Source organism: Bradyrhizobium australiense, from assembly GCF_013114825.1.
Lineage (GTDB): Bacteria > Pseudomonadota > Alphaproteobacteria > Rhizobiales > Xanthobacteraceae > Bradyrhizobium > Bradyrhizobium australiense.
Genome location: NZ_JAAVLX010000008.1, coordinates 317,632 through 332,730 on the forward strand (window position 1 = coordinate 317,632; position 15,099 = coordinate 332,730).

14 protein-coding genes are annotated in these 15,099 nt (G+C 62.5%); 2 read left to right on the forward strand and 12 right to left on the reverse strand.

Features of this window, described 5'->3' with window-relative positions:
• Positions 1 to 6: 6 nt before the first annotated feature.
• Positions 7 to 390, forward strand: a complete 384-nt coding sequence (locus HCN58_RS25660) for a VOC family protein (protein ID WP_171582148.1) — start codon at positions 7 to 9, stop codon at positions 388 to 390.
• 187 nt (positions 391 to 577) lie between these two features.
• Here HCN58_RS25660 and HCN58_RS25665 read toward each other — a convergent pair whose 3' ends face one another.
• Positions 578 to 1,030: a hypothetical protein gene (locus tag HCN58_RS25665; protein ID WP_311966867.1), complete on the reverse strand. Its 453-nt coding sequence runs from the start codon at positions 1,028 to 1,030 to the stop codon at positions 578 to 580.
• A gap of 238 nt (positions 1,031 to 1,268) precedes the next feature.
• Here HCN58_RS25665 and HCN58_RS25670 point away from each other — a divergent pair, with 238 nt between their 5' ends.
• Entirely contained in the window at positions 1,269 to 1,619 is a 351-nt protein-coding gene (locus HCN58_RS25670; RefSeq protein ID WP_057850234.1) for a GrlR family regulatory protein, read from the forward strand.
• Between the two features lie 18 nt (positions 1,620 to 1,637).
• Here HCN58_RS25670 and HCN58_RS25675 read toward each other — a convergent pair whose 3' ends face one another.
• The 11 genes from HCN58_RS25675 to HCN58_RS25725 all read right to left on the reverse strand — a co-directional run bounded on the left by HCN58_RS25675 (position 1,638) and on the right by HCN58_RS25725 (position 14,910).
• Positions 1,638 to 4,319, reverse strand: coding sequence for a PAS domain S-box protein (locus HCN58_RS25675; protein ID WP_171582149.1), 2,682 nt, complete (start codon positions 4,317 to 4,319; stop codon positions 1,638 to 1,640).
• A gap of 188 nt (positions 4,320 to 4,507) precedes the next feature.
• Positions 4,508 to 5,425 (reverse strand): DMT family transporter, encoded by a 918-nt coding sequence (locus tag HCN58_RS25680; RefSeq protein ID WP_171582201.1) that lies wholly within the window; start codon positions 5,423 to 5,425, stop codon positions 4,508 to 4,510.
• Positions 5,426 to 5,547: 122 nt separating this feature from the next.
• The gene (locus HCN58_RS25685) at positions 5,548 to 6,348 is read right to left on the reverse strand and encodes an NUDIX hydrolase (RefSeq protein ID WP_171582150.1); all 801 of its coding nucleotides are present in this window, start codon (positions 6,346 to 6,348) and stop codon (positions 5,548 to 5,550) included.
• Positions 6,349 to 6,477: 129 nt separating this feature from the next.
• Positions 6,478 to 7,434 carry a dihydrodipicolinate synthase family protein gene (locus tag HCN58_RS25690; RefSeq protein ID WP_171582151.1) on the reverse strand — a complete coding sequence of 319 codons (957 nt, stop codon included), beginning with the start codon at positions 7,432 to 7,434 and terminating at the stop codon, positions 6,478 to 6,480.
• 107 nt (positions 7,435 to 7,541) lie between these two features.
• Complete coding sequence (locus tag HCN58_RS25695) at positions 7,542 to 8,420, reverse strand: SDR family oxidoreductase (RefSeq protein WP_171582152.1); 879 nt, start codon at positions 8,418 to 8,420, stop codon at positions 7,542 to 7,544.
• A 105-nt stretch (positions 8,421 to 8,525) separates the two neighbouring features.
• Complete coding sequence (locus HCN58_RS25700; RefSeq protein ID WP_171582153.1) at positions 8,526 to 9,386, reverse strand: MaoC/PaaZ C-terminal domain-containing protein; 861 nt, start codon at positions 9,384 to 9,386, stop codon at positions 8,526 to 8,528.
• A gap of 201 nt (positions 9,387 to 9,587) precedes the next feature.
• Entirely contained in the window at positions 9,588 to 9,977 is a 390-nt protein-coding gene (locus tag HCN58_RS25705; protein ID WP_171582154.1) for a Zn-ribbon domain-containing OB-fold protein, read from the reverse strand.
• Complete coding sequence (locus HCN58_RS25710; RefSeq protein ID WP_171582155.1) at positions 9,977 to 11,125, reverse strand: thiolase family protein; 1,149 nt, start codon at positions 11,123 to 11,125, stop codon at positions 9,977 to 9,979. The genes HCN58_RS25705 and HCN58_RS25710 overlap by 1 nt, the downstream gene beginning before the upstream one ends.
• Positions 11,126 to 11,983: 858 nt before the next feature.
• On the reverse strand, positions 11,984 to 12,313 hold the full coding sequence (locus HCN58_RS25715) for a GcrA family cell cycle regulator (RefSeq protein ID WP_171582156.1): 330 nt from the start codon (positions 12,311 to 12,313) through the stop codon (positions 11,984 to 11,986).
• A gap of 396 nt (positions 12,314 to 12,709) precedes the next feature.
• Complete coding sequence (locus tag HCN58_RS25720; protein ID WP_171582157.1) at positions 12,710 to 13,291, reverse strand: tetratricopeptide repeat protein; 582 nt, start codon at positions 13,289 to 13,291, stop codon at positions 12,710 to 12,712.
• A gap of 47 nt (positions 13,292 to 13,338) precedes the next feature.
• Positions 13,339 to 14,910 carry a hypothetical protein gene (locus tag HCN58_RS25725; RefSeq protein ID WP_235983869.1) on the reverse strand — a complete coding sequence of 524 codons (1,572 nt, stop codon included), beginning with the start codon at positions 14,908 to 14,910 and terminating at the stop codon, positions 13,339 to 13,341.
• Between the last annotated feature and the right edge of the window lie 189 nt (positions 14,911 to 15,099).

Below are 15,099 nucleotides of genomic sequence, written 5' to 3' on the forward strand. Positions count from 1 at the left end.
ATCGAGATGCCGACCGTTACCTGGGACCATGTGCACTTGCGCAGCCCCGATCCCGAAGCGACTGCAGCCTGGCTGGAAGACATTCTGGGCGGCGAGATCGTCCGTGCCCCGGGACGGATCGACGTCAAACTCGGCGGCGCCAATGTGTTCATCGCACCGGTTACCGCCGGCGACGGCGTCAAAGCGCCGCCAGTGACGCCCTATCAGGGGCTCGACCATTTTGGGCTGACGGTGAAAGACATCGACGCGGTCGCCGGCGAAATCAAGGCCAAGGGCGTCGAGTTCACGAAGGAGCCGACCACCATCCGGCCCGGCGTTCGAATCTGCTTCATCCGTGGGCCGCAGGGCATCTCGATCGAGTTGCTCGAGCGCGACAAGAAATACACGTGACGCGCCGGTGAGTATCTCGTTCTGAATTGTCGTCACCCGCGAAAGCGGGTGACTTGTCCGCCGTAGCTCAACGAGCGAAGGCGGATCCAGTATTCCAGGGCATCAGACAAAACCGAGGGGCCGCAGCCTACTGGATACTCCGCCTTCGCGGAGTATGACAGTCGTGGGTCAGGCCAGCGCTCGCGTGTTACGTCATCGATCCTGGCATGAAGCAGCGAATGCTCAATCCCTGATAGCCGCGGACCGGCCAGACCATGGTTCGCCCTGCCCGGTTCGGCTCGGTGATCACGGCGTCTTCCGGCACGTCATACCACTCGCCGTCGATGCGAACGCGGTAGTGCCCGCCTTTCGATTCCCAATCGACGTCACTGACGGCGCTGCCGTCAGCGTCGGAACAGCATGGTCCCTTTCCGCTTCTCAGACTGTCGAACCATTGCTTCAGCGGTGAGTTGGCATAACGGCCGTCAGGATCGCGGGCCTCGCCGGGAGCGGAGGCCAGCGGCAATATCAGCAACATGCTGCCGATGATCAGCGGCTCTTTCCAGCGGCCCGCACGATGGCGGCCGGTGGTCTTTTCACGATTGCTATTCTCTGCGTATCGGTGCGGCACGTGGCCGCCTGAACTCATCCAGTTGGTCACCTGTTTCTCTTGCTCCAGCACCCGCCGGCCGGTGCCAAACCGAGCTATGCATTTCACGGGCCAACTTGATTCGGGCCTCTGACAGGTGTCATCGTTATATCACGTTGTAGTCGCATCATCGAAACTTGCTTCCTTAACGAGAATTCGCAGGCAACCTGACGCGTTGACGCTGCGGGCTACGCTTTGGCATAACTCCTTGACCGGCCTCCGTGGGCGCGGCGGCCGGCATTGGGACGTCATGAAGAACGGGCTGTATTCGATCCACGTCACCCTGCTGGATGGGCGCATCGGCAAGGGCAGCGGCGTTATTCTGTTCCGGGACGGCCAGATTCTCGGCGGCGACGCCTATCTGTTTTATACCGGCAGCTACACCGTCAAGGGCGACACCTTCAAGGGCGAGGTCCTGGTCCAGCGTCACACTACCCCGCGCGACAACGACAATCCACTGTTTGGTGGGCCTAACCCCGTCGGCATCGGCGTATCCGGAACCTTCACCGATACCCGTGGGACCATGAATGGAACCGCGCTCGTCGGCAAAGCGAGCCAAATCTTCGGCGCGACCCTGCATAAGCTCGCCGACATCAACTAGCCGATTCCGAACGTCCGCCTATTCCGCTGCCTGCTCCAGCGGTGCTGTGCGCGGCAGGATGATCTGGATACGCGTCCCGCCGCCCGGCTCCGAATCGAGGTCCAGCCGCCCGCCGAGGCGGGTGGTGACGATGCTGTAGACGATGTGCAGGCCGAGCCCGGTGCCGCCCTGATCGCGCCGCGTGGTGAAGAACGGATCGAAGGCGCGGCGGCGGACGTCGAGGCTCATGCCGATGCCGTTATCGGAAAAGATGATCTCGACATTGTTCTTGCCGGACTCCCGCACCTTGATGTCGACCGTGCCCGGCTTGCCGTCCGGGAACGCATGCGCCACCGAATTGAGGAACAGGTTGGTAAGCACCTGTCCGTACGGCCCGGGATAGCTGTTCATCATCAGGTTGGGCTGACACTCGACGTTGAGCGTCAGATTGTGCTTGCGCAAGCCAGGCCGCAAGGACATCACCACTTGCTCGGTGAGATCGCCGAGATCGAAGGTGCGCTGGTCCGAATAATTGCGGTCGGCGGCAACCTGCTTGAACGACTGGATCAGCTCGGCAGCACGGTTGAGGTTGGCGACGAGCTGCGACGACGCCGTGCGACTGGTTTCGAGAAAATCGTTGAGGCTGGAGCGCCGCAACTCGCCGCGGGCGACTTCCGCTGCAAAGTTCGACGTTTTGCGCTCCAGTGCGGACGCGACCGTCAGGCTGATGCCGACGGGATTGTTGACCTCGTGGGCTACGCCGGCCACCAGCCGCCCCAACGCGGCAAGCTTTTCCGCCTCGATCAGCGAATTCTGCGTCTCACGCAGGTTCCGTAACGCTCCCTCCGCCGCGTCCTTGGCCTTGCGCATCTCGGATTCGACGCGCTTGCGCTCGCCGATATCGAGCGCAACCGTCACGATGTTCTCGATTTCGCCGGCCGCATCCAGGATCGGCAGCTTATTGACCAGCCATTGCCGCATATGGCCGGACGCATCCCTGTATTCTTCCTCGTAAAAGCCGAGCTCCTTGCCGGCCGCCAGCACCCGCTTGTCGGGCTCGTCGGTCTTTCCCGCGCCGTAGCGCGACATCAGTTCGGCCGTGGTGCGGCCGATCGCATCTCCCGGCTCGACCCCGAAAATGCCGGCCATATAGCGGTTCATCAGGACGTAGCGGAGCTGCTTGTCCTTGACGTTGATGACCGCGGGCACGGTGTCGATCACCATCTGCAGCAGGCGGCGGCCTTCGGCGATCGCATCCTCGGCCCGCTTCTGGTCTGTGATATCGCGCACCGTTCCTTCGTAGCGGACGACAATGCCGGCCTCGTTGTGCACGGCGCTCGCGCTGTCGGAGAGCCACAGCACCGAACCGTTACGCGTGCGAACCTGGTATTCGTATTCACGCACCATGCCGTCGCGCTGCATCAGCCGCTCATATTCCGCCCGCGCCTCGGGGTGAATGTATACCGTATCCGCAATATCGCCGATACCGTTGATCAGATCCTGCGGCGTCGCGTAGCCCATCATCCGCGCCAGCGCCGGGTTGGCATTGAGCAGCGCGCCGCCAGGCGTCGTGACGTAAATTCCGTCGACCGAGGACTCGAACAGCTTGCGGTAACTTTCCTCCGCAAGCCGCTGTTCGGCGAGCGCACGCACCGCCGCCTCGCGTGCGGCGTCGGCATCGACCAACGTCTGCCGGAATACTTCGGCGGCGCGGGCAATGTCGCCTATCTCGTTATCGACGTCGGTCGCCGGGATCGAGGTGCTCTTCTCGCCGCCGGCCACCGCGCGGATGGAGGCTGCGATCGCGGCAAGCGGACGGACGGTGCGGCGAACCACCAGCAGCGAGGCGAACAGCCCGATCAGGACGCCGGCACTGCCGAGAACGATGCTCTGCCATTTCGCTTCCGTCAGGGTTCTGGCAAAATCGCGTGAGAGGACGCGCCCCCGCCGCTCACTGACGTCGCGCAACAATTCGGTGACGCGCTGAATGAGGCGGCCCTCCGCACCGAGCACTTCCTTGTCGATGTCGGAGATCTGCCGTTCGCGGATCGAGATGCCGATGATAGCCTCTGCATAGGCATTGACGGCAGCACGCAGTTTTGGATCCTCGATCGTCATCGAGCGCATGCTTTGCGCGGCCTGCTCGGCAGCCGACGGATTGTGCGCCAGCAATGCCGAGGCGATCCGGCTCTGGGTCTGCGACAAGGTCGACGTGATCTGGGGATCCGACGCCTCAGCGACCGCCGCGTCGAATTTTTCGCGCAACGGCGGCAATGCGACGATCATTTCGGCACGGCGGTTGATCAGCGCGGAAATCCGCTCGATGCCGCTTCGATAGGTCGACAGGCGCTCGGTGACACCGTCGATCATGTCCTGCTGCTCGGGCGCGAGCTCCAGCCGCGTCTTCTTCAGGACCTCGCCGAGTGCGCTGGCGGCTTCGCCGACCTGGAGCGACTGGCTGCCGGGATCGGTGACGAAATCCCGCGCCGCCAGCCGCAACTCGTTCATGCGGCGGTCGATGTCCTCGGCCAGATCGCCGACGCTCTGCAGCCGCTGCAGCTCGGCAAAGGTCGAATCGATGTGACGGATGGCGATGACGCTGGCGGTCGAGGTGATGATGATCACCGCCAGCACCAGCATGAAACTGCCGAATGTCAGTTGGCCGATCGAAAGCGAGAACGATCGCGGCGGCGGCGAATTCGGCGGCGTTTCAGCGGTCATGTGGGTCGGGGCCGTGCTCCAGTCAGCCTAGTATATACGATGGATTTCGGGCCGTTGGGAACATGCCGGGAACGATGGTAAAGTCCGTCCAAATCCGGTCCCGGCATCGTATCGGCGCGCCGGCTGCCGCCGCTATCTATTATTCCGGTAGGCCCCGGCAAACGCCGCCTCCCCGCCTCGGCGCGTGTTCACGCGGCCGGGCCAGACGACTTCCGCGCTGGGATGGTCATCGCGGCGACGCCGACGACGACACAGGCAAGCCCGATCCATGCCGTTGCGCTCAATTGCTCGCCAAGGAAGATAACGCCCAGCGCGACGCCGATCGGCACCCGTAGATAAGCTTGGGCGGTGGTGCCGACCGATCCCACGGTCTGAATCAGGCGAAAATAGATCACGAAGGCGAGCGCCGTGGAAAACAGCGCGAGCGCGAACAGCGCCAGCACCGAACTGGCTGATGGCTGCAGCGTCCACGGCCGCTCTGCGATCAGGCTCATCGGGATCAGGAGGGCCGCGCCAGACAACAACGACCCCGCCGCGGGCACCATCGGATCGAGATCCCTGAAGCTCCGGCCGAAGATGGCCGCACCCGCGTAAGCGATGGCCGCAAGCACCATCACGATCTGGGCCGTCAGCTCCTCGCCGAAGCCTGAGAGGGCCTGCACCCCGACGATCAGGCAGATACCGGCCATCCCGGCGATGACGCCGAGCAATTTCCGCGACGTCACGGCCTCATGGCGCGTGATTGCGATTGTCAGGAAAAATGTGAATATCGGCGCGGTGGAGTTGAGGATGGTTGCGAGGCCTGCATCCAGCGCCCGCTCGCCCCAGGCGACCATCGTCCACGGAATGACGCTGTTGAGGCAAGCCTGAAACAAGAATCGCCGCCAGGTGACGGCATCCGCTGGCATTCGCACGCCGCGCCAACGCATGATGATGAGCAGGAGCAGCCCGGCAATCAGCGTGCGGCCCGCGATCAGGGTAATCGGCGGGATGGTCGCGACGCCGATCCGGATGAAGGTGTAGGACGCTCCCCAGAGCGTCGCGAGCGCGAGCAATAGGGCCAGTTCGATCGCGATGCTGACACGCTGAGGATGGCTCTCGCCCATGTCCGTGATTCCCGGCTCGATGAATTCCGAGACGGACATTACAGGCCGAGAGCCCAGCGATACTTCGGCATACGCCGAAGTGTGAATGCCGCTTCCATGATGCCCGACAAGCGTCGGACGCATCAGCCGACCGAACCGACCTCGAACACGTCACCGTCATAGCCGGCTTCCAGGGGAATGCGGAGCTGGCGACCGCCATTATTCCTGGTCATGACCGGCGTCACGGTGACGATGGACTTGCCGCGGCTGTCGTCGAGCGCCGCCTGCACACTGGCCTGCTTGCCGAGCTTGATCAGGTTGCGCGTGGTCGGGAACGGCAGCTTGAAGCGCCCGGTCTCGCCGCCCTCCAGCGCTTCGCGCGGCGAGACCCAGATCGAGTCAGTGGATTCCCTGCCGTCATGGGCGCCGACCTGTTCGGGTGGCGCGGCGGCGAGGAAGAACCAGGTGTCAAACCGCTTGGGCATGCCCTCCGGCGTAATCCAGTGCGCATAGGGGACGAGTTCGTCGAGCGCCAGCACCATGCCGTTATCGGTCAGAACCTGGAGGAAGCTGATCTTGCTGTCGCACAGGTCGGCGCGATGTGCCGCCTCGATTCCACTGGCGCGCTTGGCATCGACCAGCCTCTTTGAACCCTTGGGCCGCGCCAGCAGGATACCGCTTTCCTCAAAGGTTTCGCGGATCGCAGCGATCCGGAAACTCAGCGTCGCTTCGTCGAGCCCCTCTCCGCCCGAATAGAGTTCGGGGCGCGCGATGATCTCCTTGTCGCCCTTGTCGACGCTGCCGCCGGGAAACACCAGCGCGCCGGAATTGAAGTCGATCTCATAATGGCGAACCATCATGAATACTTCGATTTCCTTTGTGTCAGCGCTGTCGCGCAGCAGCAGGATGGTGGATGCGGGACGCGGGGCGACGACTTCGGCCATAACACTTCAACTCCTCAAGACCTCATCCCTGAGGAGCGGCCCTTTGGGCGGCGTCTCGAAGGATGTTTGGCACGATCGGGGCCTCATGGTTCGAGACGGCGCTTCGCGCCTCCTCACCATGAGGGATTCTCACCCCGCAGCACTTGATTGCGGTTGCAGGTTGGCGCGGCGATCGACGCGCGCAACGCGCGACAGCAGATAATCGACTTCGGCCTTCGCAGTGGCCGTGATCGTCGCACCCGGCTTGCGCTGCGCGCTGAAGGAAATGATGCCGCGCTTCTGCAGCACGTATTTGCGCACCGCTAGGCCCGCGCCGGGCTGCTGCTCGTAGCGGATCAGCGGCAAATGCGCATCGAACAGATCGTGCGCAGCGTCGCGCTTGCCGGCTTTCGACAGTTTGACGACGTCGATCAAGAGTTCCGGGAAAGCGTAGCCGGTCATGGCGCCGTCGGCGCCGCGCTCCATCTCGAAATCGAGGAACAGGCCACCATTACCGACCAGAATGGAGAGCGGCCGCAGCGAGCCATCCTTCTGGAAGTTTCGCAGCGTCGAGATCTTCTCCAAACCCGGCCAGTCCTCGTGCTTGAGCATCACGCAGGATGGCGAATCCATCACGATTTTGCGGATCACGGCCGGCGTGAAGATGACGTTGAGCGTCAGCGGATAATCCTGCAGCACCCAGGGAATATCGTTGCCGATCGCTTCCTGCGCCTGCTTGAAATAGACCGTGATCTGGTCGTCGGTGCGCAAATGCGGCGGCGGCGCGATCATCACGCCGGCGGCGCCGGCATCCATCGATGCCTTGGCCAGCGAGCGCATCGAGGCAAAGCCCGGCGCCGAGACGCCGACGATGATCTGCATGTTCTTGGCGCGCTTGACGAAGCGAACCGCCACCTGCTCCGCCTCGGCCGCGTCGAGCTTCGGCGCTTCGCCCAAGATACCGAGGACGGTGACGCCGTCGCAGCCGACTTCGGCGTAGAAGTCGGTCAGCCGGTCGATGGACTTCTCGTCGATGCGTCCGTCGTCGTGAAAGGGCGTCGGCGCAATCGCAAAGGTGCCGGCGGCCTGGGCGGTGAGCTTTGTCATTTGTACATCCATCCTCTTTCGTCATTCCGGGATGGTGCGCCAGCACCAGACCCCGGAATCTCCAGATTCCGGGTTCGATGCTTCGCATCGCCCCGGAATGACAACCACTAAAACCTTCGTGCGCCCATCTTGATCTGCTCCTCGGAGAAGAAGATCTCCTTGGCATGGGTCACGATATCCTCGGCCTTCCACCCCGTGAACGGCGGCTTCCAGCCTTCCATTTCCATCATCCGCATCTCCCGAACCCCACGCGGGCCGGAGACGCCGAGCACCTTGCCGGTCTGGTCGCCCGACAGATCGCTGACCATGTATAGCACGGCCGGCGCGATGCCATCAGGACCGAGCGCCGCGCCGGGGTTCTCCTTATAGCGCGGCAGGTCTGCGGTCATGCGGGTTAGCGCGCCCGGCGCCAGCGTCCAGATCCGGATGTTGTACTTGCGGCCTTCAATGGCGAGCACGTTTGACAGTCCCCAGATACCGCCCTTGGCGGCGCCATAGTTGGTCTGGCCGAAATTGCCGATCAGGCCCGAGGTCGAGGAGGTGTTGACGATGACGCCGCCGCCGTTCTCGCGCATCCATTTGAACACCGGCTGGGTGCAGCAGAAGGTGCCTTTAAGGTGCACCTTGATCACCTTGTCCCAATTGGCCTCCTTGGCCTTGGCAAAAGTCTCGTCGAGCAGGATGCCGGCATTGTTGACCAGGATATCGGCGCGGCCGAAATTCTTGATGGCGTCTTCGAACACCGATTGCCCGCCCGCCATGGTCGAGATGTCGGCGCCGTTGGCGACGGCACGGCCGCCCTCTTCTTTGATGGCGTTGACCACCTTCTGCGCCATCGACACGTCGGCGCCGGAACCATCGCGGGGACCACCGAGGTCGTTGACCACGACCGCCGCGCCCTCGCGCGCGAACAGTTTGGCGTAGGCCTCACCGAGCCCGCCGCCTGCACCGGTGATGATGGCAACTTTGCCGTCGAGTAATCCCATGGTGTTTTCTCCCTGTTATTTGCCGTCATTCCGGGGCGCGAAGCGAACCCGGAATCTCGAGATTCCGGGTCTGGTCCTTCGGACCATCCCGGAATGACGGCGGTGCTAACCCAGCACCGTCTTGCCGCTCTTGATCACGGTGACGCCCCTTGCCTTCACCTTGGCCTCGAACGAGATGATGTTGCCGTCCTTCCACAATTCCATCGTCACGGTCTCGCCAGGGTAGACCGGCGAGGAGAACCGCGCGACGTGCTGCTTGAAGGCGGACGGATCGTAGTCGGCGTAGGTCTGCAGCACGCCGCGGCAGGTGATGCCATAGGTGCACATGCCGTGCAGGATCGGCCGCGGAAAGCCGGCCTTCCTCGCAAACTCGGGATCGCTGTGCAGCGGATTGCGGTCGCCGCACAGGCGGTAGACCAGTGCCTGGTCCGGCCGCGTCGTGATATCGACGATCTTGTCGGGCGCGCGGCTCGGCACCTTGTGCGGTTCGGGCTGGCCTTCGGAAGGCCCGCCAAAGCCGCCGTCGCCGCGCGCGAATCGCGACGCCACCAGCGTCGCCAACTTGTCGCCGTTCTCGTCCTTCAGCACGGTCTGGTGCCGGATCACCGCGCCCTTGTCCTTGCCCTTGTCGAAGACGTCGAGCACGGTCGAGTCGGCCGTGATTTTCGCCGCGCTCGGCAGCGGCTTGTAGAAGGTGATGTCACGCTCGCCGTCGACCACCATGACGCGGTTGAGGTTCATCTCGCCTGGACTTGAGCCCCAGGCCGCCACCGAGGCGAAGGTCGGCACGACCTTGAGGGGACGCGGGGTGAAGGTGCCTTCATTGACGAAAGCAAGTTCGTTCTCATCCATCGGATCGGCGCCCATGCCGATGCCATAGGCGTAGAGCATCACCTCGCGGTCGGTATAGGCGTATTTCTGGCCGAGGTTTTTGAGGGCCATGAGCTGTTCGTAGTTAATCGGCATTGCCGTCGTCCTCAATTCTTGTTCCTTGGCGCTGCCAATTGATGCGCCCTCGCCCTTGTGGGAGAGGGCCGCGACGGCACCAGCCGCAGACTCCCTTGGGAGAGGGTTGCCTCCGCAGATTCATCTCTTGCGCGGAGAGACACCCCTCTTCCGGCAGCTTCGCTGCCACCTTCCCCGCAAGGGGGGAAGGTACTTTGTAGGCTAAGCCGCCGTGAAGAACGGCAGCGGGGCGCCGTCGGTCGGCTTCCATACCAGCTTCACCTTCTGGCCGATCTTCAATTTCTCCAGATCGCAATCGACGATATTGGTCTGCAGCGAGGGACCTTCCTTCAACGTGACATAGGCGATCGCATAGGGACCGGTCGGCGATTTGCGCATCAGGCTATAGGTGTAGATCGTCGCCTCTCCGGAAGCTTCCTCCCACACCGTCTTGTCCGAGAAACAGAACGGGCAGATCGATCGCGGGAAGTAATGCCGGTCGCCGCAAGCCGTGCAGCGCTTGATCATGAACTTGCCGGCCTTGGCCGCTTCCCAGAATTGTGCGGTCTCCGGATTGGTCACAGGAGCCGGATATTTCTTTGCTTCAGCCATTACACGCGCTCCAGAATGCAGGTTGAGGCGGCGTGACGCACGCCGAGAAGTCCGCCGGTGCCATGGGCGATCGCGAGGTCGCAATTTTGCACCTGCACCTTCGGATGCGCTTCGCCGCGCAATTGGCGGACCGCTTCGAGGATTTTGGTCATGCCGCCGCGATTCACCGGGTGATTGCTGCAGAGACCGCCGCCATCGGTGTTGAACGGCAGCTTGCCGACACCGGAGATCAGATTGCCGTCGGCGACGAACTTGCCGCCCTCGCCCTTCTTGCAGAAGCCGAGGTCTTCGAGCTGCATCAGCACCGTGATGGTGAAGCTGTCATAGATCGAGGCGTATTTGATATCCTTCGGCGTCACGCCCGCTTCCTCGAACGCGCGCGGGCCGGACCAGATGCCGGCGGAATAAGTGAGATCGAGATCCTTGCCACCGCGCGGGCCTTTCATCGCCTCGCCATGGCCGATCAAGCGCACCAGCGGCTTCTTCAGGCTTTTGGCGATTTCCGGTGTGGTCACGATCATCGCGCCGCCGCCGTCGGTGACGACGCAGCAGTCCATCCGGTGCAGCGGGTCCGAGATCATCGGCGAGTTGATGACGTCCTCGACGGTGACGACCTCCTTCAGCATCGCGTGCGGGTTGTACTGCGCATGATGCGAGGCCGCGACCTTGATCCAGGCGAGCTGCTCGCTCGTGGTGCCGTAGTCGTGCATATGGCGCATGGCACACATGCCGTAGGCATTGTGGGTGGTGGCGCCATAGGCTGCCTCGAAATCGGCCTCGGCTCCGGCGGCGCGCGGCGGCATCGGGCCGGTGCGCGGCTTGCCGGCGAGCGTGACCAGCGCGATCGAGCATTTGCCCGCCGCGATGGCCTCCGCCGCGTGCCCGAGATGAATCAAATAGGAACAGCCGCCGGTTTCGGTGGAATCGACGTGGCGCACCTTCAATCCGAGGTAATCGACCATCGGCCAAGCGCCGCCGGGAGCGTCGCCGGCGCAGAAATAGCCATCGATATCGGCCTTGGTGAGGCCCGCATCCTCGATCGCGCCCTTGGCGACCTCGGCATGCAGCTGTGCCGTTGATTTATCAGGTGCGTGCCGGGTGGGATGCTCGTAGATCCCGGCAATGTAGGCTTTGCCTTTGATGGTCAAATCGTTCTCCGTTGGCGTTTCTTCTTTCCGAAAGTTTTTCTGGCCTGTCGCCGCCCCCTTGGCAAGCGCGGAAATATTCCGCCGGGCGAGAGGGTAGCGACTGGACTCAAGTCGGGATGATTATCCGCGGAAATCTTATCGGGCCGGAGCGTGCGTTCCGCCGTTGGGCTTCACGTTTCACACCCATGCGTTCTCGCAGCGCGACGCGCCCGAGCTGTACCTGATCGCTTGCCCCTCCTTGTCGAGAGGGCGGCAGGGAAGGCCGGATGCTGGCTGGCACCCGCGGTCTCGTGTGCAAGGATCCGCAAAGATACGCACACGAGCATACAGGTATCAGCCGAAACAACCGGCCTTCCCTGCGCAATGGTTTGACGGCTTATGCCGCGCTCTCCCCGGAGACGAATTCCTTTTGCCTCCGTCGCTGCCGGATTAGCGGCTGATCGAACCCGGTTGGATTCGAACAACCTCCGCCAGCTTGACACCAGCCACGGGTGCCAGGACCACACGGTTTTGCCGTACGCGAAATGCGCCGCTCGTCCTGCGCGACAATCGATCGCTCACGGCCCCAAGGCCGCCCTGCAATGCCTCGCGCGCGCGAGCGCCCTCGCGTCCACCGCTCTCCGCACTCCACGTATCGTGACGACGCGTACGCCCCTCTTCATGAGGCGGGATGGCGCGTAAAGGAAGCTGATTTGCGCAAAATGAGAAGCGGAATATTTTTGCCGCGCAATCGGGACGACCCAAATCACGTTGAATCGATTGGTGAAATTCGTGTTTTGGCGCAGCGGGTTTATGCGATTTTGGAGCGCACTGCACGATCGGCGCCCGCTGATTTGCCGACGGGCAAAACAGCAAGCGTCAGCCCGTATTCCTGACCGCATCAACCAGCATCGCGTAAAGCTGGCGCTTGGTGAATTCCTTGGGCTGCGTTGCTGCCGGTTTGCGCGGCGACACGACCTTGTCCGCCGGGCGGGCACAGGCCGCCAACAGCGCCGCCTTTCGCTTCGGCACCGACACGATCCTGGGGTTCGCGGTTGGCGGCTTACGACCGCGCTTCTGCCCCATGCGCTTCAACTTGGCGCTCACGGCATTGCGGCTATAGCCCAATCGACTTGCGATCTGGCCGGCACTGTGGCCATCGCCCCAGAGTTTTTTGAGCAGTGCTACGTCTTTCGCATCCCAACCCATAGCAACGATTATACATCGACTGCTAGCTAGAGGCTAGTCGTTGCTCACGTTGCTTGAGCGAGCAAATGGTCTCGTCGTTAATACGGCGTGGTTGAGGATTGATGACGTCCGCTGGCAAGCTGCGACTTCCCAACCGATCTGAGCTGAAGGAAACGCGATCGCGCGAACGCTATTGCGCATAGGGTGGGCGAAGCCATCGGGTCGCACGAATGCGCGCCCGATGACAGGCTCCGCGTACCCACCATCGTGCTAGATGGTGGGCACGCGCAAGCGCGCCTTTGCCCACCCTACTCTGCCCATGACTCATGGAAAAAGGATGTGTGAGGATCCGCTACCCCTACTCAGCCCTTTACTCGGCCACGACCTGATGCGGCGCGGGCGGCGGATAAATTGATCTCAATGCCCAGCTAGTGTCTTGTACGCGGTAATGGCACGCTTGAGGTCGTCGTACTCCTCGCAGGGAATCAGACAGAGATTTTCCAGCGCCGCCAGCAGCTGCTGTGCTTTTGCCGGCTCGCCCAGCACCAGATAAGCCTCACCCAGATGTTCGTGCGCGCTGCGGTGGCGGGAATTTAGCAGCAATGCTTTCTGATAATGGCCAATCGCCGGACCCATCTGACGCAGCCGCCGATAGGCATAGCCGATGTAGTTCTGGATATCGGCATTCGTCGGGTCGCGCAGCGCAGCGAGCTCGAACGCTGCGATTGCGCCGTTCCAATTCCCTGAGCCTAGAGCCCTCTTGCCGGCCTTGAAATCGGGATCGAGTTGTGCCCAGTCGGCGTCCGATGCAACGGATGCCATGGTGGTGCAAATCGGCCAGGCGTCAGTGGTGGCGGTCGGCTCAGCCGGCGTTACCGCCGCGCCGAACGGCGGTACAGTCGCGGTCCGCCAGCCCGGCCAGCTGACGATATGGGCGGCGACGCCGCTCACCAGCACGCCGAGCATTATTGCCAATGCGACTGCGCGGATCATCGTCATCTTCTCGACCTGATGGCTGCGAAGCGCTGGGCCCACGCAGCCGAGAGTCAATTTCGTGCGCTACCTATCGTGTCTTGTGAATATGCTTTGGCCGCACGGATTTCCGGCCGCTCCGTATCGGCGTTCCTGGCCAAGTCCACCAGCTTGCCGAAGTACTCGGATGCTTTTTGGCGGTTACCCGCGCCGTCGGCAGCACGGGCGGCTCCCCAGAGCGCACGGAAGCGGTTAGGCGTCTGCTTGAGTGCGGTCTCGAACTCGTTCAGCGCAGCAGCGGGCTGTTCCGTCTCAAGGAGTAATTCGGCCAGCAATTCGCGGAACGGATAGAGACGATTCTCCATCGCCACATGCTTGACGCTGCCGTCTTCGCCATCAGCCGCGGCTCGCATAAATCGCAGCGCCTGATCGGTCGCACCTTCCTTCAGTGCAATCCACGCCGAAATGGCAAGCATCTGCTCCTCGGTCCGGTCCGCCCAGTAAGATTGGTCGGCGCGCTGCAGTGTCGCTCGCAACGCCTTCATCGCTTCGATCTCCTGCTTCGCTCCGGCAAGGTCGCCGGTACGGGCCATGCCCAGTCCGCGCGTGAAGCGGATCAAAGAGTCCGCCATGGGATATTGGGTCGTGATCACCGGCAAAGCGGCAGCGCCGGCCCAATCCGCGCGCTCCACGACGTAACGCGCCGGCATCGCAGCCTTGGCGGTGAAATTGCCGAAGGTGATCGGACGATCGCCGCGGTCGGCGGTGGCGAGCGACTTCTTGATCATCGCCTCCGCTTTGGCATCCTGCGCAAGCTGCAGATGTGCGTAGACTGTGAAATCGGACGCATGATAGTAGTCCGGCTGAATCTCAAGCGCCGACGCGTTCGAGGCAATGGATTCTTCCCAAAGCCCAACCATCGAATAGATGTGCGATGGCATGTGCCGCGCGTGCGGCACGGCCGGCGCGATGCCGGCGTAGCGTCGCGCTGACGCGATTCCCTTTTCGGCAAGCGGCGCAAAATCATAGGCGTGAATGAGGTAATGCGTCACGCCTGGGTGCTGCGGGTTCTGCTCGTAGAGTTTTTCGAGAAGCGCCGCCGACTTGATCTGATTGGCGTAGGTGAGGTCGCCTTTCGGTGCCGACGATTGAAGCGCCAGCGCGTAAAAGACCTGCACCTCGTAGTCGTCAGGATAGTTTTGAGCCATCCTCTCCATTGCAGCACTGTAGGCTGTCAGCCGGGTATTCACAGGCACCTTATCATGGTCGCGGAAATAGGTGCCCAGCGCCTCGATCCAGTCGCGCTCACGCTGAGTCTTCGGCCCGGCAGCCCTCGCTTTTTCGATGGCTTCCGAACCCGCCTGCGCCTCGGTTCGCGTCGGTGTGGTTGCAAGGGTGTTGCCGAGGAAGTCCATCGCCACCCCCCAATGCGCCATGGCGCAAGTGGGATCCTGCTGCAAAATCCCTTCGAACTTTCGACGGGCAATCAAAAACCAGTACGAATGAAGCATGGCGACGCCGCGGTCGAACTCGGCCTGCACATTAGGATCACAGGAGGTAGGGAAAGTTACCTTACCGAGCTTTTCGTCTTGCTGTCCGATCGCGCTGCTTGCGAGCGCTGCGCTAATCAGGCCGGCGGCAAACAAGGTTCGTCCCGATTTCACGTTCATCGTGAGTCTCCTCTAAGCCCTACGAGTGATCATCCAAAGCGGCTCCAAATCAGATGCCTCCCCGTCCCTCCTCATTTCTCCAGTGTCTGTTTGTTGCGTCCGTGCCCGCAAGGCGCGCACTGCGGCCATGCGTGTCGGGCCAGGCGCGGCAAAGCGCGCCTGCAA